At 60.0% G+C, this 25,934-nt stretch carries 21 protein-coding genes; 15 read left to right on the top strand and 6 right to left on the bottom strand.

Annotation, left to right across the window (positions count from 1 at the left end; translation table 11 throughout):
* The first annotated feature begins 2 nt into the window (after positions 1–2).
* Positions 3–983 carry a flagellar motor protein MotB gene (gene motB / locus BLW11_RS01955; protein WP_048360340.1) on the top strand — a complete coding sequence of 327 codons (981 nt, stop codon included), beginning with the start codon at positions 3–5 and terminating at the stop codon, positions 981–983.
* 114 nt (positions 984–1,097) lie between these two features.
* Here the strand turns inward: motB and rsgA are convergent, their stop codons facing one another.
* Positions 1,098–2,129: a small ribosomal subunit biogenesis GTPase RsgA gene (gene rsgA, locus BLW11_RS01950; RefSeq protein ID WP_019826259.1), complete on the bottom strand. Its 1,032-nt coding sequence runs from the start codon at positions 2,127–2,129 to the stop codon at positions 1,098–1,100.
* A gap of 105 nt (positions 2,130–2,234) precedes the next feature.
* On the opposite strand from rsgA, the gene orn reads away from it, so the two are divergent.
* Positions 2,235–2,777: an oligoribonuclease gene (gene orn, locus BLW11_RS01945; RefSeq protein WP_048360339.1), complete on the top strand. Its 543-nt coding sequence runs from the start codon at positions 2,235–2,237 to the stop codon at positions 2,775–2,777.
* Positions 2,778–2,949: 172 nt separating this feature from the next.
* Positions 2,950–3,561, top strand: coding sequence for a trimeric intracellular cation channel family protein (locus BLW11_RS01940; protein ID WP_019826256.1), 612 nt, complete (start codon positions 2,950–2,952; stop codon positions 3,559–3,561).
* 73 nt (positions 3,562–3,634) lie between these two features.
* Here BLW11_RS01940 and queG read toward each other — a convergent pair whose 3' ends face one another.
* The gene (gene queG / locus BLW11_RS01935) at positions 3,635–4,738 is read right to left on the bottom strand and encodes a tRNA epoxyqueuosine(34) reductase QueG (RefSeq protein WP_048360338.1); all 1,104 of its coding nucleotides are present in this window, start codon (positions 4,736–4,738) and stop codon (positions 3,635–3,637) included.
* Between the two features lie 62 nt (positions 4,739–4,800).
* On the opposite strand from queG, the gene BLW11_RS01930 reads away from it, so the two are divergent.
* From BLW11_RS01930 to BLW11_RS01875, 12 genes are all read left to right on the top strand, one after another.
* Positions 4,801–5,661, top strand: coding sequence for an NAD(P)H-hydrate dehydratase (locus BLW11_RS01930; protein WP_048360337.1), 861 nt, complete (start codon positions 4,801–4,803; stop codon positions 5,659–5,661).
* Positions 5,649–6,119, top strand: a complete 471-nt coding sequence (gene tsaE / locus BLW11_RS01925) for a tRNA (adenosine(37)-N6)-threonylcarbamoyltransferase complex ATPase subunit type 1 TsaE (RefSeq protein ID WP_048360336.1) — start codon at positions 5,649–5,651, stop codon at positions 6,117–6,119. Before BLW11_RS01930 ends, tsaE begins: the two co-directional genes overlap by 13 nt.
* A gap of 2 nt (positions 6,120–6,121) precedes the next feature.
* On the top strand, positions 6,122–7,546 hold the full coding sequence (locus BLW11_RS01920; protein WP_206540733.1) for an N-acetylmuramoyl-L-alanine amidase: 1,425 nt from the start codon (positions 6,122–6,124) through the stop codon (positions 7,544–7,546).
* A complete protein-coding gene (mutL, locus tag BLW11_RS01915) occupies positions 7,543–9,456 on the top strand; it encodes a DNA mismatch repair endonuclease MutL (protein WP_048360335.1) in 1,914 nt (637 codons plus the stop codon). The genes BLW11_RS01920 and mutL overlap by 4 nt, the downstream gene beginning before the upstream one ends.
* Positions 9,456–10,436 (top strand): tRNA (adenosine(37)-N6)-dimethylallyltransferase MiaA, encoded by a 981-nt coding sequence (gene miaA / locus BLW11_RS01910; protein WP_048360334.1) that lies wholly within the window; start codon positions 9,456–9,458, stop codon positions 10,434–10,436. Before mutL ends, miaA begins: the two co-directional genes overlap by 1 nt.
* Before the next feature lie 90 nt (positions 10,437–10,526).
* A complete protein-coding gene (hfq, locus tag BLW11_RS01905) occupies positions 10,527–10,787 on the top strand; it encodes an RNA chaperone Hfq (RefSeq protein WP_003439025.1) in 261 nt (86 codons plus the stop codon).
* Positions 10,788–10,799: 12 nt separating this feature from the next.
* On the top strand, positions 10,800–12,101 hold the full coding sequence (gene hflX / locus BLW11_RS01900) for a ribosome rescue GTPase HflX (protein WP_048360333.1): 1,302 nt from the start codon (positions 10,800–10,802) through the stop codon (positions 12,099–12,101).
* A 96-nt stretch (positions 12,102–12,197) separates the two neighbouring features.
* The gene (gene hflK / locus BLW11_RS01895) at positions 12,198–13,379 is read left to right on the top strand and encodes an FtsH protease activity modulator HflK (RefSeq protein ID WP_048360332.1); all 1,182 of its coding nucleotides are present in this window, start codon (positions 12,198–12,200) and stop codon (positions 13,377–13,379) included.
* Complete coding sequence (gene hflC, locus BLW11_RS01890) at positions 13,379–14,257, top strand: protease modulator HflC (RefSeq protein ID WP_048360331.1); 879 nt, start codon at positions 13,379–13,381, stop codon at positions 14,255–14,257. The genes hflK and hflC overlap by 1 nt, the downstream gene beginning before the upstream one ends.
* Before the next feature lie 323 nt (positions 14,258–14,580).
* Entirely contained in the window at positions 14,581–15,768 is a 1,188-nt protein-coding gene (locus BLW11_RS01885) for an ATP phosphoribosyltransferase regulatory subunit (RefSeq protein WP_048360330.1), read from the top strand.
* A gap of 54 nt (positions 15,769–15,822) precedes the next feature.
* Positions 15,823–17,112 (top strand): adenylosuccinate synthase, encoded by a 1,290-nt coding sequence (locus BLW11_RS01880; protein ID WP_048360329.1) that lies wholly within the window; start codon positions 15,823–15,825, stop codon positions 17,110–17,112.
* A gap of 134 nt (positions 17,113–17,246) precedes the next feature.
* Positions 17,247–19,181: a methyl-accepting chemotaxis protein gene (locus tag BLW11_RS01875; RefSeq protein ID WP_048360328.1), complete on the top strand. Its 1,935-nt coding sequence runs from the start codon at positions 17,247–17,249 to the stop codon at positions 19,179–19,181.
* A gap of 185 nt (positions 19,182–19,366) precedes the next feature.
* On the opposite strand, the gene BLW11_RS01870 is transcribed toward BLW11_RS01875, so the two are convergent.
* The 4 genes from BLW11_RS01870 to BLW11_RS01855 form a co-directional block, all read right to left on the bottom strand.
* The gene (locus BLW11_RS01870; RefSeq protein WP_048360327.1) at positions 19,367–20,920 is read right to left on the bottom strand and encodes an ABC transporter permease; all 1,554 of its coding nucleotides are present in this window, start codon (positions 20,918–20,920) and stop codon (positions 19,367–19,369) included.
* Positions 20,920–21,942, bottom strand: coding sequence for an iron ABC transporter substrate-binding protein (locus tag BLW11_RS01865; RefSeq protein WP_048360326.1), 1,023 nt, complete (start codon positions 21,940–21,942; stop codon positions 20,920–20,922). Before BLW11_RS01865 ends, BLW11_RS01870 begins: the two co-directional genes overlap by 1 nt.
* A gap of 119 nt (positions 21,943–22,061) precedes the next feature.
* Positions 22,062–23,159 (bottom strand): cytochrome-c peroxidase, encoded by a 1,098-nt coding sequence (locus BLW11_RS01860; RefSeq protein ID WP_082136259.1) that lies wholly within the window; start codon positions 23,157–23,159, stop codon positions 22,062–22,064.
* Entirely contained in the window at positions 23,156–25,930 is a 2,775-nt protein-coding gene (locus BLW11_RS01855) for a TonB-dependent receptor plug domain-containing protein (RefSeq protein WP_241486136.1), read from the bottom strand. The genes BLW11_RS01860 and BLW11_RS01855 overlap by 4 nt, the downstream gene beginning before the upstream one ends.
* Between the last annotated feature and the right edge of the window lie 4 nt (positions 25,931–25,934).

Here is a 25,934-nt window from a genome sequence, read left to right as displayed (position 1 = left end):
TTATGGAAAACAACCAGCCAATAATCATCAAGCGCGTCAAGCGCTACGCCGCAGGCCACCACGGTGGTGCCTGGAAAATTGCCTTTGCTGACTTCGCCACGGCGATGATGGCGTTCTTCCTGGTGATGTGGCTGATGACGGCCGCCACGCCAGAGCAAAAAATCGCCATTGGCGGTTACTTCAAAGACCCGATCGGTTTTACCGAAAGCGGCACGCCCTACATCATCGACCTGGGCGGCACGCCCGCGTTGGCGCCGGACAACACCCTCAACCCCGAAGAAAAACTGCAGCCTCAACCGGACAAGGTCAAGGTCGATGCGGAGCAGGTTGAAAACATGGCCGAGCAAGTCGAGAAAGAGCGCCTCGAATTGCTGCTTCAGGAGTTGCAGAACAAGGTCGAAGAAAACCCGCAATTGCGCAAATTCAAAGACCAGCTGTTGTTTGAGATCACCCCCGACGGGTTGCGGATCCAGATCATGGACGCCGAAAATCGCCCGATGTTTGATGTTGGCAGTGCGCGGCTCAAGCCTTACTTCGAAGATATTTTGCTGGCCATGGCGGACACCATCAAAGCCGTGCCGAATAAAGTCAGCATCAGCGGCCACACGGATGCCATGCCCTATGCAGGAGGCGGCGACTATGGCAACTGGGAGTTGTCGGCAAACCGTGCCAATGCGGCTCGACGTGCGCTGGTGGCGGGCAGTTATCCGGAAAATCAGGTGGCGCGGGTGGTGGGGTATGCCTCATCGGTGTTGTTCGACAAGGCCAACCCTTACAACCCGGTCAACCGTCGCATCGACATCGTGGTACTGACCAAAAAGGCCCAGCAAGCGATCGAAGGCGAGCAGGGCGGGGAGCCGGTCAAGGCAGAGCAACTGCCCAAAGAGCCAGTCGATCCGATCAAGCTGCCAGCCGATAAACAGCCGATGCCGATGCATGAAGAACGCCAGAAGCTGAACTTGTTTGACGACAAGGCACCGTAGCTTTGTAGCCGCTGGCGCAGGCTGCGATAAGGCCCGAAGGGCCTTCGCTCTTGATAAGCGCGACCCCTTCGGGCTCGATCGCAGCCAGCGCCAGCGGCTACATCGTTTTGCGGTTTAGTAGCTCGACTCAGGCAAGCTGGCAATGATCGAGCGATAGCTGTTCATGCGCTGTTGCTGCACGCGGCCATCTTCCAGGGCCATCAGCAATGCACAGCCCGGCTCGCGGTCGTGCTTGCAGTCGCGGAAGCGGCAGGTGCCGATCAAGTCGTTGAACTCGATAAAGCCCGCCTCTACATCGGCACGGCTCACGTGGCCCAGGCCGAACTCGCGGATACCCGGGGAGTCGATCAATTCGCCGCCGCCCGGGAAGTGGAACAACCGCGCGGTGGTGGTGGTGTGCGTGCCCTGGCCCGAAACCTCGGACAACGGCCCGACCCGCAGGTTGACCTCTGGCAGCAAGCTGTTGACCAGGGACGATTTGCCCACGCCCGACTGCCCCACAAACACGCTGATATGGCCGTCCAGTTGCGCTTGCAACTGTTGCATTCCATCGCCGTGGTGGGCCGACACTTCGAGTACCGGGTAGCCCAACTGGCGATAAACCCCCAGCAACGCATTGAGCGCCGGTGAGTTTTGATCGTCGATCAGGTCAGCCTTGTTGAGCAGCAGCAGCGGGCGAATCCCGGCGTGCTCGGCGGCTACCAGATAACGGTCGATCAGGTTGGCGTGAGGCTCGGGCATGGGCGCGAACACAATCACGATCATGTCGACGTTGGCGGCAACCGGCTTGAGCTGACCACGGCTGTCCGGGCGGCACAATTCGGTTTTACGCGGCAACTGGGCGACGATAACGCCGATACCCTGGTTGCCGGCGCGCCATACGACCGTGTCGCCGGTCACCAGTGCGGGCAGGTTTGCGCGCAGGTGGCAGCGGAACATCTGGCCTTTGAGCTCACCTTCCTGGGCTTCGACTTCGACCTGCACACCAAAGTGCGCGATCACCAGGCCGAGTTGCTCGGGGCCTAAATCGCCGCCTTCAAGCGCTTCGACGGCACTGGATTCACGTTTGGCGGCGCGGGCAGCGCGCTCGCCCTGGATCTTTTCGATGCGCCAATTCTGACGACGATTGAGCTGGCGTTTGGCCATGGGTGTTCCGTGTTGATAAAACGATAAGGGGGTTAAACGCTGGCGAGTTTAGCACGTGGGCCGTATGCCTAAGCTAAACTGCGCGACTAAGCCCAGGAGCCCTTTATGAACAACGCGCAGAACCTGATCTGGATCGACCTGGAAATGACCGGTCTGGATCCTGATAACGACGTCATTATCGAAATGGCGACCATCGTCACCGACAGCAACCTCAACACCCTGGCTGAAGGCCCGGTCATTGCCATCCATCATAGCGATGCAGTGCTGGCCCGCATGGATGAGTGGAATACCCGTACCCACGGCGGCAGCGGCCTGACCCAGCGGGTCAAGGACAGCACGACCACCATGGCCGAGGCCGAGGCGCAGACCATTGCGTTCCTTGAGCAGTGGGTACCCAAAGGCAAGTCGCCGATCTGCGGAAACAGCATCTGCCAGGACCGACGCTTCCTTTACACCCACATGAAAACCCTCGAAAGCTACTTCCACTACCGCAACCTGGACGTCTCGACGCTCAAGGAGCTGGTAGCTCGCTGGGCCCCTGAAGTGCGCGACAGCCTGGTGAAGAAAGGTACGCACCTGGCGCTGGACGACATTCGCGAGTCGATTGCCGAGTTGCAGCACTACCGCAAGCACTTCATCAAGTTCTGATCAGAGCTCTGTAGCCGCTGCCGCAGGCTGCAATGGGGCGCGGAGCGGCCCTGCTGTTGAAGGTCCTTATCGCAGCCTTCGGCAGCGGCTACAAAAGGAGTGACTCGAGCGCCCCCTTTTGGTGCTCGCGCCAACTGAGTAGACTGCGCGCCTTCTTGCAAGGATCGCTGCCATGTTGCTGATGCTCTATTTAGTTGCCATTACTGCCGAAGCCATGACTGGCGCGCTGTCTGCCGGGCGTCGAGGCATGGACTGGTTTGGGGTGGTGCTGATTGCCTGTGTCACTGCGCTGGGCGGCGGTTCAGTGCGCGATGTGTTGCTGGGGCATTACCCGCTGACGTGGGTCAAGCACCCTGAATACCTGGTGTTGACCACTTTTGCTGCCCTGGTGACGATCTTTATCGCGCCGTTGATGCGCCATTTGCGCTCGCTGTTTTTGGTGCTCGATGCACTGGGGCTGGTGGCGTTTACCCTGATTGGCTGCATGACCGCGCTGGAGATGGGCCAGGGCATGCTGGTGGCTTCGGTGAGCGGGGTGATTACCGGTGTATTTGGCGGCATCCTGCGCGATATCTTCTGCAACGACATTCCGCTGATCTTCCGCCGCGAGCTGTACGCCAGCGTATCGTTCGCGGCTGCGTGGTGCTTTTTGCTGTGCACGTATCTGGAAATGCCCAACGAACAGGCGATTTTCGTCACCTTGTTCGGCGGGTTGCTGCTGCGGTTGCTGGCGATCCGGTTTAACTGGGAAATGCCCAAGTTCGTATATAACGACGAACACTGAAGGCTTCAAAGCCCCTAACCCTCTCCCAGAGGGTTAGGGGGCTGACCGCACTCGGCTTCAAGCACACCGACAATCAGCTCCCACTCCCTCCGGGAGAAGGTTGGGGTGAGGGCAGGCGGTTTGCATGCTGCTCAAGCGCCCACTCCACATGTTCCTGCACCAGCTCGGACGGGTATTCGCGCCGCGCCTTCAAGGCTTCGAGCACCGGTATCGTTGACGGCGCATTGCCCAGGCCCACGGCCAGATTGCGCAACCAGCGCTCGTATCCCGCCCGGCGCAGTGGGGAGCCCTCGGTGCTGCTCAAAAACTTGTCTTCATCCCACATGAACAGCTCGGCCAGCCCGGCGTTGTCCAGGTTGTGCCGTGGCTTGAAGTCGCCTTCGGTGGTGGTGCGGGCGAAGCGGTTCCAGGGGCAGACGATCTGGCAATCATCACAGCCGAACACCCGATTGCCGATCATTGAGCGCAGCTCTTCGGGAATCGCGGTTTTCAATTCGATGGTCAGGTACGAAATACAGCGCCGCGCATCCAGCACATAGGGCCCGACAAAGGCATTGGTGGGGCAAATGTCCAGGCACGCGGTGCAGCGCCCGCAGTGCTCGGTCTCGTGGGGAGGGTCGACCGGCAGCGGGATATCGACAAATAACTCGCTCAAGAAGAAATAGCTGCCCGCCTTGCGATTGAGCACCAGGGTGTTTTTACCTATCCAGCCCAGGCCAGCCTGTTGGGCGATGGCTTTTTCCAGCACCGGTGCGCTGTCTACAAAGGCGCGAAAGCCAAACGGGCCGATATCGGCCTGGATGCGGTCGGCCAGTTGCTGTACGCGCTTGCGGATCAGCTTGTGATAATCGCGGCCCAGGGCGTAACGCGAGATATAGGCTTTTTCGGGCTGGGCCAGCAATTGCGCCATGTGGGTGTCGCCGGGCAGGTAGTCCATGCGCAGGGAAACCACGCGCAATGTGCCGGGCACCAGCTCCTCAGGGTGTGAGCGTTTGCTGCCGTGAGCGCCCATGTACTCCATGTCGCCGTGGTAGCCGGCATCAAGCCAGCGCTGCAGATGGTGCTCGTGTTCTCCCAGGTCGAGGCCGGCAATGGCAACTTGTTGAAAGCCCAACTCGCGGCCCCATTCCTTGATGGACTGAGCGAGAGCGGGGAGGTCGGCAGTAATAGCAGGCATGAGGCAAGAGAAACCGGAGCTGAGATGCGTATAATTCTGCCAGACATCGGAGCACGACACGCATGCCGCAGACCAAACACCTGTTTGCTGAACCTAAACCCCTTCTCGCAGATAACCTGCCGCACCTGCCTGGGCGTAACCCGAGCGCCCATAAAGGCCAGTTCGGGCACGTGTTGCTGGTGGGCGGCGACCGCGGGTTTGGCGGTTCAATCACCTTGAGTGCCCATGCAGCCCTGCGCTGTGGCGCAGGGCTGGTGTCGCTGGCCACTCGCCCCGAGCACGTGGCCGCCGCGTTGGTGCGGGTGCCCGAGGTGATGGCCCTGGGCGTGCTGTCGGCCAACCAGTTGATGGGGGTTTTGGCACAAGCCACGGTGCTCGTAGTGGGGCCGGGTTTGGGGCAGGCGCCTTGGGGGCGTAGTCTGTTGTCGGCCGCTGCGCAGGCAAAAATGCCGCAGGTGTGGGATGCCGATGCGTTGAATCTGTTGTCCAACGCTGGCGTTGAGCTGGCGCCGGGCTCCGTGATTACCCCGCATCCGGGCGAAGCAGCGCGGTTATTGGGCATCAGCACCGAGCAAGTTCAGGCCGATCGCCCGGCAGCGGTCCGGGCTCTGGTTAAAAAATACTCAGTTGTCTGCGTCTTAAAAGGAGCAGGTACTCTGGTTGCAGGGCTGAGTGGCCAATTGGCCATTTGCAATCAAGGCCATCCGGCCATGGCTACGGCCGGTCTGGGTGATGTGCTGGCAGGCGTGATCGGCGCGTTGCTGGCACAGGGCATGAGCGCCTTCGAGGCGGCGTGCCTGGCGGTGTGGCTGCATGCCCGCGCCGGTGAACAACAAGGACAATTGGGCCGTGGGCTGGCGGCCAGTGATTTGATTCCAGCCATTCGTCAGTTGTTGGAGGAACACGCACCGTGCACGAAATAACACTGCAACTGGACGATGAAGAGGCAATGACTGCCTTTGGCGCGCGCCTGGCGACCGTGACTCAAGGTCATGGCCTGATCTTTCTGGACGGTGATCTGGGGATGGGCAAGACCACTCTGTCACGAGGCTTGATTCGCGGCCTTGGGCACACCGGCTCGGTTAAAAGTCCGACCTTCACGCTGGTTGAACCTTATGAAATTGGCGATATTCGGGCCTTTCATTTTGATCTTTACCGTCTGGTCGACCCGGAAGAGCTCGAATATATGGGGATTCGCGATTATTTCGACGAAGACGCCCTATGCTTGATTGAATGGCCCGATAAAGGTGCAGGCTTTTTGCCAAAGCCTGACCTGACCATTACCATTAGCCCGCACAACACCGGGCGTTTGCTGAAGCTGACGCCCCAAGGTTCACGTGGCGAGTCTTGGTGTGCCGCATTGGCACCGGAATACAAATAATGATGGGGTTTGGTATGCGCTTTCGCGCGTTAGTAAGTGTGGTGGGTGTGTTGCTCAGTGTCATGGCGATCAACGCTATGGCGGCGACACAGGTCAAAAGCGTGCGTTTGTGGCGGGCGCCGGACAACACACGACTGGTCTTTGACCTCACGGGCCCGGTGCAACACAGTGTGTTTACGCTGACAGCCCCTGACCGTCTGGTGATTGATATCAACGGTGCGACCCTTGCCGGGCCGTTGAACGTGGCCACGGCCAACACGCCGATTACCAGCATGCGCTCGGCGCAACGCACTCCGACTGACTTGCGTGTGGTGATCGACCTGAAAAAGGCCGTCACCCCCAAGAGCTTCGTGCTGGCGCCGAATGCGCAGTACGGCAACCGTCTGGTGGTCGATCTTTATGATCAGGGTGCCGACCTCACACCAAGTTTGCCAGCCACCAATGTGGCCACAGTGCCTGTGGTGCCGGTCACTCCCGCTCAACCTGACGTGAAATTGCCTCCGATCCCCAGTGGCAAGCGCAGCGTTGTGGTGGTCATTGACGCCGGCCACGGCGGTGAAGATCCGGGTGCTTCGGGCTCTGCCGGTCAGCGCGAAAAAGACGTGGTGCTGGCGATTGCCAAAGAGTTGCAGCGTCAGATCAACGGCATGAAAGGCTTCAGGGCTGAGCTGACACGCACCGGCGACTACTTTATTCCGTTGCGTGGCCGTACCGAAATCGCCCGCAAGAAGGGCGCCGATCTGTTTGTGTCCATCCACGCTGACGCCGCACCGTCCAAGGCAGCCTTTGGTGCCTCGGTATTTGCGTTGTCCGAACGTGGTGCGACTTCCGAGACTGCTCGCTGGTTGGCAGACAGCGAAAACCGTTCTGACTTGATTGGCGGCGCGGGTAACGTGAGCCTCGACGACAAGGACCGCATGCTGGCGGGCGTGTTGCTCGATCTGTCGATGACGGCTTCGCTGACGTCCAGCCTGAACGTGGGGCAAAAAGTCCTGAGCAACATTGGTCGGGTGACGCCGCTGCACAAGCAGCGTGTAGAGCAAGCGGGCTTCATGGTGCTCAAGTCGCCGGATATCCCGTCGATCCTCGTCGAAACCGGGTTTATCTCGAACTCCAACGAAGCCTCCAAGCTGGCGTCGAGCAGCCACCAGCAAGCGCTGGCGCGTTCGATCAGCAGTGGCGTGCGTCAGTTCTTCCAGCAAAACCCGCCACCGGGCACTTACATCGCCTGGTTGCGTGACACTGGCAAGATTGCCCAGGGCGCCCGCGAACACACGGTTCGCCCTGGCGAAACCCTGGCGATGATTGCTGTGCGTTATCAGGTAGGCGTGGCGACATTGCGCTCCAGCAACAGCCTGAAAACCGATGAATTGAAAGTTGGCCAAAGCCTGAACATACCGGCCACTGCCCTGGCGGCTCAGCAATGAGTGACGGGGTGTTGAACAGCAGTGCGCGGATTGAACTGCTCAGCCCGCGCCTGGCCAACCAGATTGCTGCGGGCGAAGTGGTTGAGCGCCCGGCTTCGGTGATCAAGGAGTTGCTGGAAAACAGCCTCGATTCGGGCGCCAAGCGTATCGACGTGGATGTGGAACAGGCCGGGATCAAGCTGCTGCGGGTGCGTGACGATGGCAGCGGTATTTCCAGCGACGACTTGCCGCTGGCCCTGGCACGTCACGCCACCAGCAAGATTCGCGACCTCGAAGACCTTGAGCGGGTGATGAGCCTGGGCTTTCGCGGTGAGGCGCTGGCATCCATCAGCTCCGTTGCCCGCCTGACCCTGACTTCGCGCACCCGTGATGCCGATCAGGCCTGGCAGGTCGAAACTGAAGGCCGCGATATGGCGCCCCGGGTTCAGCCGGCAGCGCACCCGGTCGGTACCTCGGTTGAAGTGCGTGACCTGTTCTTCAATACCCCGGCGCGCCGCAAGTTTCTCAAAACCGAAAAAACCGAGTTCGATCACCTGCAAGAAGTGATCAAGCGCCTGGCGCTGGCGCGGTTTGATGTGGCGTTTAATTTGCGTCACAACGGTAAAACCATCCTCAACCTGCACGAGGCCCGTGACGATACGGCCCGTGCCCGGCGTGTGGCGGCAGTCTGCGGTTCGGCGTTTCTGGAGCAGGCGTTGCCGATCGAAATCGAGCGCAACGGCCTGCACTTGTGGGGGTGGGTGGGGTTGCCGACCTTCTCGCGCAGCCAGGCTGACTTGCAGTATTTCTATGTGAATGGCCGTGCGGTGCGCGACAAACTGGTGGCCCATGCGGTACGCCAGGCGTATCGCGACGTGCTGTTCAACGGCCGGCACCCGACCTTTGTACTGTTCTTTGAAGTCGACCCTTCGGTGGTCGACGTCAACGTGCACCCGACCAAGCACGAAGTCCGCTTCCGTGACGGGCGAATGGTTCACGATTTTCTGTATGGCACCTTGCATCGAGCCTTGGGCGATGTGCGTCCGGAAGATCAGCTGGCCGCGCCTGCACCGGTTCCTGGAGCTGAACGCCCGACGGGGCTTGATGCCGGTGAGTTCGGGCCGCAAGGCGAAATGCGCCTGGCCGCCAATGTGCTGGAGCAGCCACAGTCTGCGCCGACCCAGCATGTAGCGGGTTCAGGCGCCGGGGCGGGGTATCAGTATCAATACCGGCCTCAGTCATCTGCGCCTTCGGTTCCTGTCGCGGAAGCGCGTAATGCCTATCGCGAGTTTTTTGCGCCATTGCCTGAGGCCGGCGCGGCGCCGCTGCCGGACGGGCAGGGCGATATCCCCCCGCTGGGCTTTGCCCTGGCGCAGCTCAAGGGTATTTACATTCTGGCCGAGAACGCCCAGGGGCTGGTGCTGGTGGATATGCACGCGGCCCACGAGCGCATCATGTATGAGCGCCTCAAGATCGCCATGGCCAGTGAAGGCCTGAGCGGGCAGCCCCTGCTGGTGCCGGAGTCGATCGCGGTCAGTCAGCGTGAAGCTGATTGCGCCGAAGAGCACGCCGAGTGGTTCCAGCGCCTGGGCTTTGAGCTCCAGCGCCTTGGCCCGGAAACCCTCGCCATCCGCCAGATCCCGGCCTTGCTCAAGCAGGCTGAGGCTCAGCGCCTGGTGCACGACGTGCTGGCCGACCTGATGGAATACGGCACCAGTGACCGGATTCAGGCGCATCTCAACGAACTGCTCGGCACCATGGCCTGCCACGGTGCCATCCGGGCCAACCGCCGCCTGGCGATTCCGGAAATGAACGGCTTGTTGCGCGATATGGAAAACACCGAGCGCAGTGGTCAGTGCAATCATGGTCGTCCCACCTGGACCCAAATGGGCCTGGACGACTTGGACAAACTCTTTTTGCGCGGTCGCTGATGACAGGTTCCAACGTTTTACCTCCGGCCATTTTTTTGATGGGCCCCACGGCTGCCGGCAAAACCGACTTGGCCATCGAGCTGAGCAAGGTGCTGCCGTGCGAGCTGATCAGTGTCGATTCGGCGCTGGTCTATCGCGGCATGGACATCGGTACGGCCAAGCCGTCCAAAGAAATCCTGGCCGCTCATCCTCACCGCTTGATCGATATTCTCGACCCTGCTGAAAGCTATTCGGCGGCAGATTTTCGCCGCGATGCGCTCAAGGCCATGGCCGAGATCACCGCGCGGGGCAATATCCCGCTGCTGGTGGGTGGCACCATGCTCTATTACAAAGCCTTGACTGACGGCCTGGCGGACATGCCGGCGGCCGACGCTGCAGTGCGTGCACAGCTCGAAGAAGAGGCTCAGCGCCTTGGCTGGCAAGCCCTGCACGACCAGCTGGCGGCCATCGACCCTGAGTCTGCGGCGCGGATTCACCCCAATGACCCGCAGCGTCTGACGCGGGCGTTGGAGGTTTATCGGGTCAGCGGCATGAGCGTGACAGAGCATCGGCAAAAACAATCTGAACAAACGACTAAAGCAGCGGCTTCTGGGCACAGCCAATTGCCCTATACTGTCGCGAATCTGGCCATCGCTCCGGCGAACCGTCAGGTGCTGCATGAGCGAATTGCACAAAGATTCGGGCAGATGCTGGAACAGGGGTTCGTTGACGAGGTCATAAGCCTGCGCCGTAGAAGTGACCTGCATTCAGGGTTGCCGTCTATACGTGCTGTAGGCTACCGCCAAGTCTGGGATTACCTGGACGGCAAGCTGACAGCGGCCGAGATGCAGGAGCGCGGCATCATTGCCACGCGCCAGCTGGCCAAGCGTCAGTTCACCTGGTTGCGCAGTTGGGAAGACCTGCATTGGCTGGACAGCCTGGACTGCGACAATCTGCCACGAGCCTTGAAATACCTGGAATCGGTCTCCATATTGAGCTGAGTCTTGGCAAATGCCGTCTATCCTATGGATGTGGCGACAGCGGTCATCTAATTTTTGTTTCTATTTTTTATCCTTACAGGAGTGCGGCATATGTCAAAAGGGCATTCGCTACAAGACCCTTACTTGAATACTTTGCGTAAAGAGAAGGTGGGCGTTTCCATCTATCTGGTCAACGGCATCAAGCTGCAGGGGACCATCGAGTCTTTCGACCAGTTCGTGATTCTGCTGAAGAACACCGTCAGCCAAATGGTTTACAAGCACGCAATCTCAACAGTCGTACCAGTACGTCCAATTCGTCTGCCAAGCGCAGCTGAATCGGAACTGGCAGACGCTGAACCAGGTAACGCTTGATAGGAGTCTGCTTTGTTCTTTGAGCGCCACGGTGGTGGTGAGCGGGCAATCCTCGTTCACTTGGAAGGACAGGACCCTGAGGCGCGCGAAGATCCGCAGGAGTTCCAGGAGTTAGCTGTATCGGCCGGCGCCGAGACCGTCGCGTTTTTTAACGTGCCGCGTCATCGGCCATCGGCCAAGTACCTGATTGGCAGTGGCAAGGTCGAGGAATTGCGCGACCTGGTCAAGGCCGAGAAGGTCGACATCGTGATCTTCAATCACGTGCTCACGCCCAGTCAGGAACGTAACCTCGAACGTGTTTTCGAGTGTCGCGTGCTTGATCGTACCGGGCTGATTCTCGATATCTTCGCTCAACGCGCCCGTACCCATGAAGGCAAGTTGCAGGTCGAACTGGCCCAGCTTGACCACATGAGTACGCGTCTTGTGCGTGGCTGGACCCACCTTGAGCGCCAAGGTGGCGGCATTGGTATGCGCGGGCCGGGTGAAACCCAGCTCGAAACCGACCGCCGTCTGTTGCGTGTGCGCATCAGCCAGATCAAGTCCCGTCTGAAAAAAGTCCGCAGTCAACGCGAGCAGTCCCGTAGAGGGCGCAAGCGCGCCGATATTCCTACAGTTTCGCTGGTGGGCTATACCAACGCGGGTAAATCCACGTTGTTCAACAAGGTCACCGGTTCTGACGTATTCGCCGCTGACCAGTTGTTCGCCACGCTCGACCCGACCTTGCGCCGTCTTGATCTTGGCGACCTGGGGCCGATTGTCCTGGCCGATACCGTGGGTTTCATTCGTCACCTTCCGCACAAGCTAGTTGAAGCTTTCCGGTCTACGCTCGAAGAGTCGAGCAATTCCGATTTGCTGCTGCACGTGATCGATGCGCACGAACCTGAGCGCATGGCGCAGATCGAGCAGGTGATGGTGGTGCTGGGTGAAATTGGTGCCCAGGACTTGCCGATCCTCGAGGTCTACAACAAAATCGATTTGCTTGAAGGTGTCGAGCCGCAGATTCAGCGCGATGCCGACGGCAAGCCGCAACGGGTCTGGTTGTCGGCCCGTGACGGCCAAGGGTTGGAGTTGCTTGAGCAGGCCATCGCCGAGTTGCTGGGCAATGATTTGTTCGTTGGCACCTTGCGCTTGCCGCAACGTTTTGCTCGACTGCGTGCACAGTTCTTCGAACTGGGTGTTGTGCAGAAAGAAGAGCATGACGACGAGGGCTCCAGTTTGCTGGACGTACGCCTGCCGCGAGCCGAGCTTAACCGCTTGGTTAGCCGCGAAGGGATGCAACCGCTGGAATTCATCGAAGAACACACTTTGCAATAAAAGCCTCGCAAAGCGGCCGTGCCGCTGTGATAGGCATTCTGTAGCATTGGTCGGCGCGCCGTGGGCGCGTCTTTGCTTTATCAGATGGAGAGCGCTATGGCTTGGAATGAGCCGGGTGGCAACTCGAATAATCAAGATCCTTGGGGTGGCAAACGCCCTAATAATGGCGACCGCAAGGGACCACCAGATCTCGACGAGGCCTTCCGAAAGCTGCAGGAAAGCCTGAATGGGTTGTTCGGTGGTGGAAAAAAACGTACTGGCGGTAGCGGCAGTGACGGTGGTTCGAATGGCAAGGGCGCCGGCTACGGTCTGCTCGGCATCGGGCTGGTCGTGCTGGCGGCTGCGTGGCTATACAGCGCAGTCTATGTAGTCGACGAACAGGAGCAAGCCGTGGTGCTGCGCCTGGGCAAGTACTACGACACCGTTGGGCCGGGCCTTAACATCTACTTCCCGCCGTTCGACAAAAAGTACATGGAGAACGTGACGCGTGAGCGTGCGTACACCAAGCAGGGTCAAATGCTGACTGAAGACGAAAACATCGTCGAAGTGCCGCTGACCGTGCAGTACAAGATCAGCAACCTGCGCGACTTCGTGTTGAATGTTGATCAGCCGGAAGTCAGCCTGCAGCAGGCTACCGACAGTGCCTTGCGCCACGTAGTGGGTTCCACTGCAATGGACCAGGTCCTGACCGAAGGTCGTGAGCAGATGGCTGTGGATATCAAAGAGCGCTTGCAGCGTTTCCTCGATACCTACAAGACCGGTATCACTGTGACTCAGGTGAACGTACAGAGCGCAGCAGCGCCGCGTGAAGTGCAGGAAGCCTTCGATGACGTGATTCGCGCCCGTGAAGACGAGCAGCGTGCCCGCAACCAGGCTGAAAGCTACGCCAACGGCGTAGTGCCGGAAGCGCGCGGTCAGGCTCAGCGCATCATCGAGAACGCCAACGGCTATCGCGATGAAGTGATTTCTCGGGCCAAGGGTGAGGCAGATCGCTTTACCAAGTTGGTAGCCGAGTATCGCAAGGCTCCAGAAGTTACGCGTGATCGTCTATATCTGGACACCATGCAGGAAGTCTTCAGCAACACCAGTAAAGTTCTCGTGACCGGTAACAAAAACGGCCAGAGCAACCTGCTGTACTTGCCGTTGGACAAAATGATCGAAGGCCGTAATGGCAGCACCCCGGCAACGGGTTCAGCCGCAGCGGCCGGCAATAAAGATTCGGCATCCCATGTCAATTCGGATCTGCCTACACCACCGCGCACCCGGGAGAGCCGCTGATGAGCAATAAATCGCTGATCGCCCTTATTGTTGCCGTTGTTGTGGCGATTGTTGCCTGGAACAGCTTCTACATCGTCTCGCAAACCGAGCGTGCCGTTATGTTGCGTTTCGGTCGCGTGGTTCAGGCTGATGTTCAGCCAGGCCTGCATGTGAAGATTCCTTACGTTAACCAGGTGCGCAAGTTTGACGCTCGCCTGATGACGCTGGATGCTCCGACGCAGCGTTTCCTGACGCTGGAAAAGAAAGCGGTAATGGTTGATGCCTTCGCCAAGTGGCGCGTGAAAGATGCCGAGCGCTTCTACACCGCGACCTCCGGCATGAAGCAGATTGCTGACGAGCGCTTGTCGCGTCGTCTGGAATCCGGCCTGCGTGACCAGTTCGGCAAGCGCACGCTGCACGAGGTTGTGTCCGGTGAGCGCGATGCGCTGATGGCAGATCTGACGGCATCGTTGAACAAAATGGCTGAAAAAGAGCTGGGCATCGAAGTGGTTGATGTTCGGGTCAAGGCCATCGACCTGCCTAAAGAAGTGAACCGCAGTGTGTTCGAGCGCATGAGCAGTGAGCGTGAGCGTGAAGCTCGTGAGCACCGTGCCAAGGGTAACGAGCTGGCAGAAGGCATTCGTGCTGACGCCGATCGTCAAGCCCGCGTGCTGTTGGCTGAGGCGTATCGTCAGTCCGAAGAAGCTCGCGGTGATGGTGATGCCCAGGCTTCCGCGATCTACTCCAAGGCTTATGGCCAGGATCAGGAGTTCTACAAGTTCTATCGCAGCCTGCGCGCTTACCGCGAAAGCTTTGCGAACAAGAGCGACGTTCTGGTGCTGGATCCAAGCAGCGATTTCTTCCGCTACCTGGAAAAATCCAAGCCAGCGCAACAGTAAGGCGTCATGCTCCCCGATTGTCGGCCTCTGGCGTAACAATCGGGCGCATGCTTTCATTCCGCCGGGCGGGCAAATTGCCTGGCGGGGTGATCCATTTAGAAAACGGGTGTATGATGCGGCAGCCGGGAAATTCCCGGCTTTTTTGCGTCTGCATGTTTGATTGACCGAATGGCTGTTACAGCATCGGCAGATTTTTCGAGGAATGTGCTGTGTAAGCCTGTCGCTTGGGCTTTTTTGCTGTGCGCGTTCAAGACGCAGCCACGTTCTGCTTTACTCAAGGCTCGCCTGCTGGCTGGCCGCCCGGATCATAGGGGAATGGCGTAATGGCAACGGTAGACCGCTGGCTCTTGCCAGATGGCATCGAAGAAGTACTTCCACCAGAGGCAGCCCGCATTGAAGTGGCGCGCCGTCAGGTGTTGGATCTGTTCCAGAGCTGGGGCTATGAGTTCGTCGTCACCCCGCATATCGAATACCTGGAGTCCCTGCTGACAGGGGCTGGCCAGGACCTCGATTTGCGTACCTTCAAGGTTATTGACCCGCAAACGGGTCGCCAGATGGGTTTTCGTGCCGACATCACGCCGCAAGTGGCGCGCATTGATGCGCATACCCTGCGTCGCGAAGGCCCGAGCCGTCTGTGCTACGCCGGTAGCGTGCTGCATGCGCAGCCGCGTGCGTTGTCATCCTCGCGCAGCCCGATCCAGTTGGGTGCCGAGTTGTATGGCGATGCAAGCCCGAGCAGCGACGTTGAAGTCATCAGCCTGATGTTGGCGATGCTGCAACTGGCCGATGTGCCGGATGTGCACATGGACCTGGGGCATGTTGGTATTTACCGTGGTCTGGCCCGTGCGGCCAACCTGTCGGTTGAAGTGGAACAACAATTGTTCGACGCCCTGCAACGCAAGGCGATCGACGAAGTAACGGCCTTGACCGAAGGTTTGCCGGCTGATTTGGCAGGCATGCTGCAGGCATTGGTTAGTTTGTGTGGCGGCCGCGAAGTGCTGGTTGCTGCGCGTGAGCGTCTGGCCAAGGCTCCGGCCCAGGTCATGGCTGCTCTGGATGACTTGCTGGCTATTGCCGAGCGGTTGTCTGCGCGTTTCCCGCAGTTGCCGCTGTATTTTGACCTGGGTGAGTTACGTGGTTATCACTACCACACAGGTGTGGTGTTTGCGGTCTTTGTACCGGGCGTTGGGGACTCCATCGCCCAGGGCGGTCGTTATGACGATATCGGTGCTGTTTTCGGACGTGCCCGTCCGGCTACCGGTTTTTCGACCGATTTGAAAACCCTGGTGACCCTGGGGCGTGCTGAAGTCGAGTTACCGTCTGGCGGTATCTGGATGCCTGACAGCACAGATGCGGCACTCTGGCAGCAGGTTTGCCAGCTTCGCAGTGAAGGTCAGCGTGTGGTTCAGGCATTGCCTGGGCAACAGCAGGCTGGTGCCCTTGAGGCAGACTGCGACCGCCAATTGATTCAGCAGAATGGCCTGTGGCAAGTAGTGCCGCTGGTTTCTTGAGTTTTCCTGCCGGCGGCTGCCGGCACCAAGTTTGCGCGAATGAGGACAAGTGTTATGGGTAAGAATGTCGTAGTCCTGGGCACCCAATGGGGTGATGAGGGCAAAGGCAAGATCGTTGATCTGCTGACCGAACATGCTGCCGCTGTAGTGCGTTACCAAGGTGGCCACAACGCTGGCCACACGCTGGTAATCGACGGCGAAAAAACCGTATTGCACCTGATTCCGTCGGGCGTGTTGCGCGAAGGCGTGCAATGCCTGATCGGCAACGGTGTCGTGGTTGCTCCCGACGCTCTGCTGCGTGAAATCATCAAGCTGGAAGAGAAAGGCGTACCGGTGCGCGAGCGCCTGCGTATCAGCCCGTCCTGCCCGCTGATCCTGTCCTTCCACGTTGCGCTGGACCAGGCGCGTGAAAAGGCCCGTGGCGAGCTGAAGATCGGTACTACCGGTCGCGGCATCGGCCCGGCTTACGAAGACAAGGTTGCCCGTCGTGGCCTGCGTGTTGGCGATCTGCTGAACATGCCGCGCTTTGAAGCCAAACTGCGTGAACTGGTGGACTACCACAACTTCATGCTGGTGGGTTTCTACAAAGAGCCAGCCATCGATTTCGACAAGACCCTGGCCGAGTGCAAGGAATACGCTGAGCTGCTCAAGCCGCTGATGCTGGACGTGACTGCCGAGCTGCACGACCTGCGTCGCGCTGGCAAAGACATCATGTTCGAAGGCGCCCAGGGTTCGTTGCTGGACATCGACCACGGTACCTACCCGTACGTGACCAGCTCCAACACCACTGCTGGCGGCGTTGCCACCGGTTCGGGCGTTGGCCCGATGTTCCTGGACTACATCCTGGGCATCACCAAGGCTTACACCACTCGCGTAGGTTCGGGCCCGTTCCCGACTGAGCTGTTCGACGACGTCGGCGCTCACCTGGCCAAGCAAGGTCACGAGTTCGGTGCTACCACCGGCCGTGCCCGTCGTTGCGGCTGGTTCGACGCCGTTATCCTGCGTCGCGCTATCGATGTGAACAGCATCTCGGGCATCTGCCTGACCAAGCTGGACGTACTCGACGGTCTGGAAAGCATCAACATCTGCGTCGGCTACAAAGATGCAAACGGTGTTGAAGTGGCTCCGACCGACGCTGACAGCTATGTAGGCCTGCAGCCTGTGTATGAAACTGTACCAGGCTGGACTGAATCGACCGTGGGTGCCAAAACCCTGGAAGAGCTGCCAGAGAACGCACGTGCTTACATCTCGCGCGTTGAGGCACTGATCGGCGCACCGATCGACATTATCTCGACTGGCCCGGACCGCAACGAAACCATCGTTCTGCGTCACCCGTTCGCTTAAGTCGCTGTTGATGTAAAACAAAAGGCCCTTCGGGGCCTTTTGTTGTTTCTGTCAGTCGTGCGGCACGACCCTTGCTGTGGAAACCGTCAATAAGTGTGCTATCAAAATAATGGCACCTAAGTGGAGGGTTTTCTGTGTCTGCCGTTCTCTCACTGTTACAAAGCCGTCTGCTGCGACCCGTTTTCGTTACCCTTGGTATCGCTCTTTTGGTGCAAGTGCTGGTGGCTGTCGCACTGACACGGAGCACGGTGACGGCCCTGGAGTCTGATTTGGACGCGCGCCTGGGTGCCGACAGCCAGGCACTGACCCGTGAGCTCGAGCAGGCCGGGCGTGAGGTCAAAAGCAGCCTTGAGGGTCTGTCTGCCAGCACCCGCCAGCGTCTGACGGCGGGCCTGGAGCCGCGCTTGAAAGAGGAGCAAATGCAGCTTTGGGAGTCGCTGGAGAAGAACCTGCAGGATTCGGCCAACGACATGGCGCAGTTGCTGGCTGCCGTGGCACCGCGTGCCATTTGGGACAATGATGTGCCCACGTTGTCCGATTTCGCCCGTCGCGCTCAGCGCAATCCCAATGTGTTGTTCGTGGTTTATGACGACGCCACTGGGCAGCATCTGACGCGTTACCTCAATCGTGACAACCCGATCAACCAGGCGCTTTTGGCAAAGGGCAAGGGCGAGCGGGCGCTGGATAAGGTGCTGGATGCCGCCCGAAGCGATCCCGGAGTGTATTACCTCGAAGCTTCCATCAGCCCCAATGGGGTCGAGATCGGCAAGGTGCGGATGGGGGTTTCCACCGCCTCGGTTGAGAAGGACCTGGCGGCACTTGATAAGCGTTTTGCGACCCTGATCGTTAACAGTGAGCAGTTGGTCGGCGAAAGCCTGCAAGGCGCTGCGAGCGACAGCTCAGCGGCATTGAGTGCGCGCCTGGAGTCGGCGCAGGCCGCAGCGGCGCAGATGCAGGCCAACACCGCGCAGACCGTGCGCGATGCGGCCGACACCTTGCGTTGGCGCATTGGCATGGGGCTGGCGATTGTGGGGCTGGGCGTGTTGCTGTTGCTGGCCGTGGTGCTGGGGCGGCGTGTGGTCAACAAGTTGCTGTTGTTGATTGCCGCGCTGGATGACTTGGCGGCAGGCGAGGGGGACTTGACCAAGCGCGTGGGTCTTAACAGCAAGGATGAAATCGGTGACATGGCGGCGGCGGTCAATCGCTTTGTCGACAAGCTGCAACCCATCGTGCGGGAAGCGGGGGATGTGGCGCAGCGCACCGGAGTCGAGATCGGTGTGATGACCTTGCGCAATGCCGGAGCAGATGCTGCCGCGAAGTTGCAGCGTGATGAAGTTGCGCAAAGTCTGCACGCCCTGTCGACCATGGCGGATGCGGCGCAGTCCGAAAGCCAGGCGATGCAAGCTGCGCTCAAACAAGTGGTCGATATTCGCCAGGCCACCGATGAAAACACCCGCACCTCGGCCAAGGTCGGGGGCCTGATCGAGGCGCTGGCAGGGCAGGTGGGCGAGGGGGCCAAGGTGATTGAGCGGCTGGCGCAACAAAGCGAACAGATCGAAGTCGTCCTGACCGTGATTCACGGCATTGCCGAGCAGACCAATCTGCTGGCCCTCAACGCGGCCATCGAAGCAGCGAGGGCGGGGGAGACGGGCCGCGGTTTTGCCGTGGTGGCCGATGAGGTGCGGGCACTGGCCAGCAAGACCCAAAGCTCCACGGGTGATATTCAGGCGCACATCGTAGCGTTGCAGCAGGGGGCGAAAGAGGCGGTGGCGGCCATTGGTCTGGCGGGGCGTCAGGCCAATGAGGGGCTGGCGGTGCTGCGTGGCAGCGTGCAATTGCAGAAAACCGTGCAGGCCTCGGTCGAGCAGGTTCATACCGCCATTGGTGAGGCCACTAAAGCGGCGGAGCATCAAGCACAAGGCGCACATGCGGTGCGTGGGCGGGTTGAGGTGATTCATGCCCAGGCCGAGCGTGCGGCCGAGGCGGTGACCCAAACCACGGCCAGCGGCAAGGTGCTGGATGGGTTGGCGGCGCAGCTCAAGGCGAGCCTGGGGCAGTTCAGGGCTTAATGAAGCTGCATGTCTGCGTAGCAGCTGCCGAGGGACGACGGCTGCGTTCGGCGGCGCAGCCACTGTAAAATCAGAGTTCTCGGTGTAACGGTTAAACCGCGTACTCAGGTTTTACGATCGCTTCGCAATCGGACGTAGCCTCGCTGGCTCGGCAACTGCTACGGGACTGTTGAGCCTCTTGGCGTTTAGCGGCTCAAATACATCTTCGTCGTCAGCAAATACACCGGCAGCCCCGAGACTAGAATCAACAACGCCGCATAGGGTGCCGCAGCCGCAAACTCGATGTTCGAGGTATGTGACCAGACCTGCGTCGCCAGGGTGTTAAGCCCGGTCGGGCTCAGCAGCAAGGTGGCGGTCAGTTCCTTCATCGCATCCAGAAACACCAGTGCAAAGGCAGCTCCCAGAGCCGGGAAGATGATCGGCAGGGTCACCCGGCAAAATGCCGAAAACGACGTGGCACCCAGCGTCCGCGCCGCCTCTTCCAGTTGCGGTGCCGCCTTGTTCAGGGCTGTGCGGATCGGTGCCTGCGCCAACGGTAAAAACAGCAGCGCATAGGCAATCAGCAACAGCGCTGAAGTCTGATACAGCGCCGGCACGAAGTGCAGGGCGAAATACACCAGGGCCAGGGCAATCACCAGCCCCGGCAGGGCGTGCAGCAGGTACGGCAAACGTTCCGCCCAGATTGCCAGCGGGCCTTTGTAGCGCACCACCAGCAATCCGACCGGCACGGCCAGCACCAGGCACAGCGCAGCTCCGCCCAGCGCCAGTGACAGCGACGAGAACAGCGCCTCGCCAATCTCGGCCATCGGGAAGGCTGCCGAGCTGCCTTTGACCAGCCAGTACACCAGCATGCCCAGCGGGATACCGCTGCCGATGATCGCCAGTGCCAGGCAATAAAGCTGGCCGGCAATGGCCAGCTTGCCCAGGCGCACTTGCTCGGCCCGCCGCGCCGCGCCCTGGCCGATACGAATGTGCCGGCCTTTGCCGCGTACTTTCAATTCCAGCCACAACAGGCTCAGGCACATCACCAGCAACACGGCTGAAAGCATCGCCGCATTGGCGTTGCTGAACTCCAGTTCAAACTGTTGATAAATGGCCGTGGTAAAGGTTTGCAGGCCAATGATCGACAGCGCGCCGAACTCCACCAGCATGTGCAGGGCAATCAGCAGGGAGCCGGCCAGCAACGAGGGCCAGAGCAGCGGCAGAGTGATTTTGAAAAACACCCCCCAGCGATTCTGCCCCAGGGTGCGAGCCGACTCTTCAAGTGCCGGGTCGAGGTTGCGCAAGGTGGCCGCGACCGGCAGAAAAATCAGCGGGTATTTGGAGAGGCTCATCACCAGAATCGCCCCGCCCAGGCCTTCAAAACTCGCGCTCAGGGAGACCCAGGTGAAGCTGCTGACGAACGCCGGCACGGCAAACGGCAGGCACAGAATCACGCCCCACAGGCGCCGCCCCGGCAGATTGCTGCGCTCCAGCAGCCAGGCCAGGGACAGGCCCACCAGTGCGCAGGTCAGGGTGACGCCGACCATCAGCAGCAAGGTGTTGCGCATCAAGCCGAATACGTAAGGCCGCCACAACAGGTGCAGGGCTTCAGTCCATCCGGCTTGCCAGGCTTTGGTGCCGACATACAGCAGCGGCAACAGGCTCAGACCCACCAGTAACAGGACGGGCAACAGCAGCCAGATCGAAGGCTTTTTGCGGGTGGCAGTAAAGCGTGCAGGTTGGGCGGCAGACAACATCAGAGCAGGCCTACATCACGTTCAAGATCCAGCGCTTCTTCGGCGTTGCCCAGATCGGCAGGCGTCACTTTCGGCGGTTGCAGTTCTTCAAATGGCTTGAGGCCGCGTTCCGACACCATGCCTTTGCGCATCGGGTATTCGGCGGTGGTGTTGGTGATCACCCGCTGGCCTTCTTCACTGGCCATGTAAGCCAGCAATTGCTGGGCTTCTTTCGGGTGTTTGCTGGCTTTCAGCACGCCGGCGCTGGATACGGTCACCAGACCGCCCGCATCGCCATCGGTGAAGTAATACAGCTTGGAGTCCAGCTGGCCTTTCTCGCGCTGCAAGGCAAACCAGTAGTAGTTGTTGACCAGTACCGCAGCCACTTCGCCGTTCTCTACCGCTTTGAGTGCCACCATGTTGTTGGTGTAGGTCTTGCCGAAGGCGCGCAAGCCGGTCAGCCATTCTTCAGCGGCTTCGCGGCCGTGCAGTTTGATGATCGCGACCGCTTGCTCCTGGAATGCACCGCTGGTGGGTACGAAACCGATCTTGCCTTGCCATTCAGGGTCGGCGAAATCCAGTACCGACTTGGGCAGCTGGTCTTCGCTGATCTTCTTGGGGTTGAACGCGACAACCCGGGTGCGCGCAGTCACGCCGATCCAGGTGCCGTTGGCGGCCACGTAGTCTTTGGGCAGAGCTTGCAGGGTGCTGTCATCGGCCTTGGCCAGAAAGCCCTGTTCGCCCAGGTTGTTCAGGGGAGGGGACTCTTCGGCGTAAAACACGTCAGCAGGCGAGCGGTCGCCTTCTTCCATGATCTGGCTGGCCAGTTGGTTGCTGCTGCCTTTGCGCACATTGACGTGAATGCCGGTTTTGGCTTCGAAGGCTTTGGCGAGGTTGTCGCCGACTTCCTTGTGCTGGCCGTTGTACAGCGTCAGTGACACAGGGTCGGCAGCGTGGGCGGGAGCGGTCAGTGCAAGACCTAGGATGGAGAGAGTCAGACCGCGTAGTAGAGATGTCGCTAGCCGGGTATTTCGGAGCATCATTCGCTGGGTTCCTCGCTTGGGTACTACAAAACTTGTAACAATAATAAACGATATCGTTCTCAAGTGCGCTTGACCCAGCGTCCAATTGCGCCAGTGCGACGAAATGTGATGCTCCTTGCCTACAGCGTGTCGAGAAAGCTGCGCAACGCCCGCAGCTCGTTCTTGTCCATGTTCAGCGCCTTGAGCCGGTCGCTGGTACGCGGGAACAAAGGGTCATTGGTCTGTTGCGCGTTGGCGCGCGGGCGGGGCATGCCCATGTTGTAGAACGCCAGCGCTCCTTCCATGTTCACGAACAGGCCGTTGTGCATCCACGGTGCGGTTTTCATCACCAGGCGCAATGACGGTGTGCGAAAGGCGCCCACGTCTTCTGGCTTGCGGGTCACTTCGTAGCGCCCAAGGTCTTCGTACTTACGCCCGTAGTAACTCAGGCCGACGTTATGAAACTGCTCGTCACTCAGCGCCGGGCCGAAATGGCAGTTCATGCAGCGTGCCTTGGTGCGAAACAGATGCAGGCCGTAGAGCTGCTCATCGCTCATGCGTTGCGGGCGCCCGCGCAGCAGTTGCTCGAAGGCGGTGTTGCGTGTGGCGCTCACCAGCGTGCGCTGAAAGGTGGCCAGGGCCTGGGCGGTTTGCTGCGTGGTGATCGGGCCGGGCCCGAAAACCTGTGCAAACGCCTCGCGGTAGGCGGAATCGGTATTGAGCCGTTGCAACAGTTGCGGGATGTCGAATGCCATTTCCACCGGGTCGACGATGGGGTGCATGGCCTGTTGTTCGAGGTTGCCGCCTCGCCCGTCCCAGAACAGCGCGGTGCTGTAGCCGCTCATCACCAGGCTGGGGGCGTTGCGCCGACCGCTTTGGCGGTCATGACCGAACGAGACGCGGCGGCCATCGGTAAAGGCCATGTCGGCTTCATGGCACGAGGCGCAGGCAATTTGCCCGGAGCGCGAGAGCTTGGGGTCGTTGAACAGTTTTTTGCCGAGCGCGGCCTTGGCCTCGCTGAACGGGTTGTCCGCTGGCGCCGGGGCATGGGCTGGCAGGGCGGCCATTTCCTGCCATTGCACATCGGCATCCACCTGGGGCGCAGGCCACTGGGCGACGGGCTGGCGGTATTGTTGGGCGATGCAGGCCGCGTAGTCGCCAGCCTGTTCATCACAGGCGTTTGCACTCAGGGCCAGGCCGCCCAGGGTCAGGCCGATGAATAGAGCTGGGCCTTTCAAAATGTGTACCCCACTTCCAGCATGAATTGGCGGCCAACTTCATAGTTGAGCACCCCGTTGGTGTCGGTGGCGCTGACGATGGTCTTGTCCAGCAGGTTGCTGACGTCGAGGTTGACGAACACGGTCTGGCCCTTGGCGGTGGGCATTTCCCAGGCCACGCGGGTGTCCCAGGTCAGCGCCCCGGAAAATGGCGTTTCTTCCCAGACATAAACGCTGGTGCCTTCGTGCTCGACCTTTTTTTGGGTGGAGGCAATGCGCCGGTAACCGTCGCGGTAGCGCAGGAAGTTGGTCCAGGTCAGGTGCAGGGGCTCGACCTCTGTCACGGTGGTCAGGCGCGCTGTCCAGGGGCGGTTGTAGTTACTGGCAGGCATGTCGGAGTACTTCATGAACGTGCCGTCGTACTGGATCGTCGGGTCTTCCACGTAGATAGCGCCGATGCTGGCGCTGTAGCTGGAGAGTCCGGTGTTATTGATCTTGCTCCAGTCCATCGCGAACTGTGCGGTGGTGCGGGTGCTGCCCAGGTTGAAGGGTTGCAGCGGGGTGATGCTCAGGGTGTAGATGTCGGCGTCACTTTTGCCGCCGTTGTAGTAGGTGTAGTAGTTGGCAGCCAGGGTCGAGGTGTCTTCGGACGGCTCGCCGATTTGCGAGCCCCAGGCGCGGCTAACCTGATCGCGGCCCTTGCGGTTGACGTACTTGACGGCGAACTCGGTGTTCCACTGCACGTGGCTCAGGCCAAGGGTCAGCTCGTCGTCGTAAGGCACTTTGAGCTGGCTGAACTTGCTGTCATTGGCGATGTGCTTGCTCAGCTCCCAGGCGGACGCCTGCGTCTTGCGGGTGTATTCGGTGCTCATCGAGGCGATGCCGTCGCGCAGGCGATAGGCATAGAGGTTGCGCCCGTAGTAACGGTTGGCGCCGGCGGTGAGGCGGGTCTTGCCATCGCCAAAAACGTCCAGCTCGGTGGCCAGTCGCGGGGCGAAAGTGATCTGGTTCATGTAGTTGTCGCCGTCCACCCGGATACCGGGCCTTACGGTGAGGCGCTTGTAGTGCATTTCGTCTTGCAGGTACAGCGCCCATGAGCGGGTGTCGAAGGCAATTTTGCCCTGGGTGACGGTCATCTTGTTGGCGTACTGGCCAGGCCAGCCATTGATCGTTGGCGCCATTGAACAGAGCGGATCATTGGCTGTGCATGAGGTTGCCTTGTCCATGGCATAGCTGCTGTAGGGCGTTCCGCGCTCGTAGCTGGCCGAGTTCTGCGACAGTTCCATGCCGGTCTGCAGGGAGTGTTCCACGCCCAGCCATGTGAAGCTGTTCCAGTCGGCCTTGAGTTTGTAGGCCAGGGTTTTTTGGGTTTCTTCGATATCGCCAAAACCGCCTTCGGTGGCGAATGCCGAGGTGCTCCAGTCGCGGCTGGCCGAAGTGCGCCACAGGATCATGTAATCGCGCTCGGAATAGCGCGAGGTGTTCAGCTCGCTCCAGCTCAGGTTCTGTTCAACCCGGGCCAGGGGGGCGTTCCACACCAGGCGCGTGCTGATGCTGTCGCCACCGGCATCCATGTCGCGGCCGGAAACCAGCGAATTTGGGCCGTAAGTGCGAGCGGTTTCCGGTGCGTGGGTCAGGGTGGTGTCGAGCTTCCAGTCCTCGTTGATCTGCCAGGTGGCCTTGAGGAAGTAGTTGTCGATGCGCCGCGATTGCTCTTGCGTCTGCATTGCCGTTTCGGTTTGGTTGGACACCGAAAACAGGCGGGTCGGCATGGTGGATTCTTTGCGCGAGAAGGTGCCGAGCAAACCGAAGTTGTCTGTCAGGTGCCCTTCAAGGGTGGCGCGCGTGATGATTTTTTCGAAGTCGGGCTGGTAGTTGTTGCCGAAACCGGCCTTGAAGTTTTCCAGGTCCGGGTCATCTTCGTTCAGGTGATAGCGCGTCCACTCGGAGCGGGTCATTTGTACCGAAACCTTGCCGTGCAGTTCCTTGCTGGGGTCGCGGGTATTGGCCTGGACCACGCCGCCGTTGAAGCCGCCAAATTCCACCGGCACGTTGCTGTCGTAGACCTTGATGTCTTCCAGCAGGTCGGTGTCGAGCGCCAGGCCTTGGCTGCGCCCCGGGATTTCATCGAAGTCGTCGTTGCTGTTGCCCGGGTCCAGGTCGTTGTTCATGCTCATGCCGTCAACGATAAACAGGTTCTGCCAGGGCCGTGCGCCGTTGATGCTGATATCGGCGGGTGCGATTTCGCCCGGGTTTTTGCTGCTCAGCTGGCTGTTGTCGAACTGCACATTGGGGTTGGTACGCAGCAGGCTGGTGATGTCGCCGTTGCCCGAGGGCAGGTTCTCGATCATTTGCCGGTCAATCACCTGTTCGCCCTGAAACACCGATTCCATGGCGGTGATCGGTGTGCTTTTGATCAGCAGTACGTCGTTTTCCGCGGGTGGCAGAATCGAGGCACTGTCGGCAGAGGTGATTTCCCATTGCATGCCGCTGTCACGCAGCAGGTGTGCCAGGGCTTTCTCGGCGCTCATGCGGCCATCCACAGGTGAACTGCTCAGGCCACTGAGCAATTTACTTTCCGCGCTGACCTGCCAGCCCGACTGCTGGGAAAATGCAATCAGGGCGCTGGCCAAAGGCTGGGCCGGGATCTGGAAGTGCAGCTGTTGACGACTGATTTGCGCGTCAGCTACCGGGCTGGCAGCGATGGCCAGTGTCGGCAATCCAAGTAACAGGGCAAGGGACAACGATCGGTAGCGAGGAATGCAGACGCAACGCAAACGCAAAGAGGGCATGAGG

This window comes from Pseudomonas deceptionensis, from assembly GCF_900106095.1.
Taxonomy (GTDB): domain Bacteria; phylum Pseudomonadota; class Gammaproteobacteria; order Pseudomonadales; family Pseudomonadaceae; genus Aquipseudomonas; species Aquipseudomonas deceptionensis.
The sequence above is the reverse complement of the archived record's forward strand: the minus strand, read 5'-3'. Positions and strand labels throughout refer to the sequence as shown.

Coding starts and splice junctions, on each gene's coding strand:
- motB (WP_048360340.1), top strand. CDS start 3: ATGGAAAACAACCAGCCAATAATCATCAAGCGCGTCAAGCGCTACGCC.
- rsgA (WP_019826259.1), bottom strand. CDS start 2,129: ATGGCCAAACGCCAGCTCAATCGTCGTCAGAATTGGCGCATCGAAAAG.
- orn (WP_048360339.1), top strand. CDS start 2,235: ATGAACAACGCGCAGAACCTGATCTGGATCGACCTGGAAATGACCGGT.
- BLW11_RS01940 (WP_019826256.1), top strand. CDS start 2,950: ATGTTGCTGATGCTCTATTTAGTTGCCATTACTGCCGAAGCCATGACT.
- queG (WP_048360338.1), bottom strand. CDS start 4,738: ATGCCTGCTATTACTGCCGACCTCCCCGCTCTCGCTCAGTCCATCAAG.
- BLW11_RS01930 (WP_048360337.1), top strand. CDS start 4,801: ATGCCGCAGACCAAACACCTGTTTGCTGAACCTAAACCCCTTCTCGCA.
- BLW11_RS01920 (WP_206540733.1), top strand. CDS start 6,122: ATGGGGTTTGGTATGCGCTTTCGCGCGTTAGTAAGTGTGGTGGGTGTG.
- mutL (WP_048360335.1), top strand. CDS start 7,543: ATGAGTGACGGGGTGTTGAACAGCAGTGCGCGGATTGAACTGCTCAGC.
- miaA (WP_048360334.1), top strand. CDS start 9,456: ATGACAGGTTCCAACGTTTTACCTCCGGCCATTTTTTTGATGGGCCCC.
- hfq (WP_003439025.1), top strand. CDS start 10,527: ATGTCAAAAGGGCATTCGCTACAAGACCCTTACTTGAATACTTTGCGT.
- hflK (WP_048360332.1), top strand. CDS start 12,198: ATGGCTTGGAATGAGCCGGGTGGCAACTCGAATAATCAAGATCCTTGG.
- hflC (WP_048360331.1), top strand. CDS start 13,379: ATGAGCAATAAATCGCTGATCGCCCTTATTGTTGCCGTTGTTGTGGCG.
- BLW11_RS01885 (WP_048360330.1), top strand. CDS start 14,581: ATGGCAACGGTAGACCGCTGGCTCTTGCCAGATGGCATCGAAGAAGTA.
- BLW11_RS01880 (WP_048360329.1), top strand. CDS start 15,823: ATGGGTAAGAATGTCGTAGTCCTGGGCACCCAATGGGGTGATGAGGGC.
- BLW11_RS01870 (WP_048360327.1), bottom strand. CDS start 20,920: ATGTTGTCTGCCGCCCAACCTGCACGCTTTACTGCCACCCGCAAAAAG.
- BLW11_RS01865 (WP_048360326.1), bottom strand. CDS start 21,942: ATGATGCTCCGAAATACCCGGCTAGCGACATCTCTACTACGCGGTCTG.
- BLW11_RS01855 (WP_241486136.1), bottom strand. CDS start 25,930: ATGCCCTCTTTGCGTTTGCGTTGCGTCTGCATTCCTCGCTACCGATCG.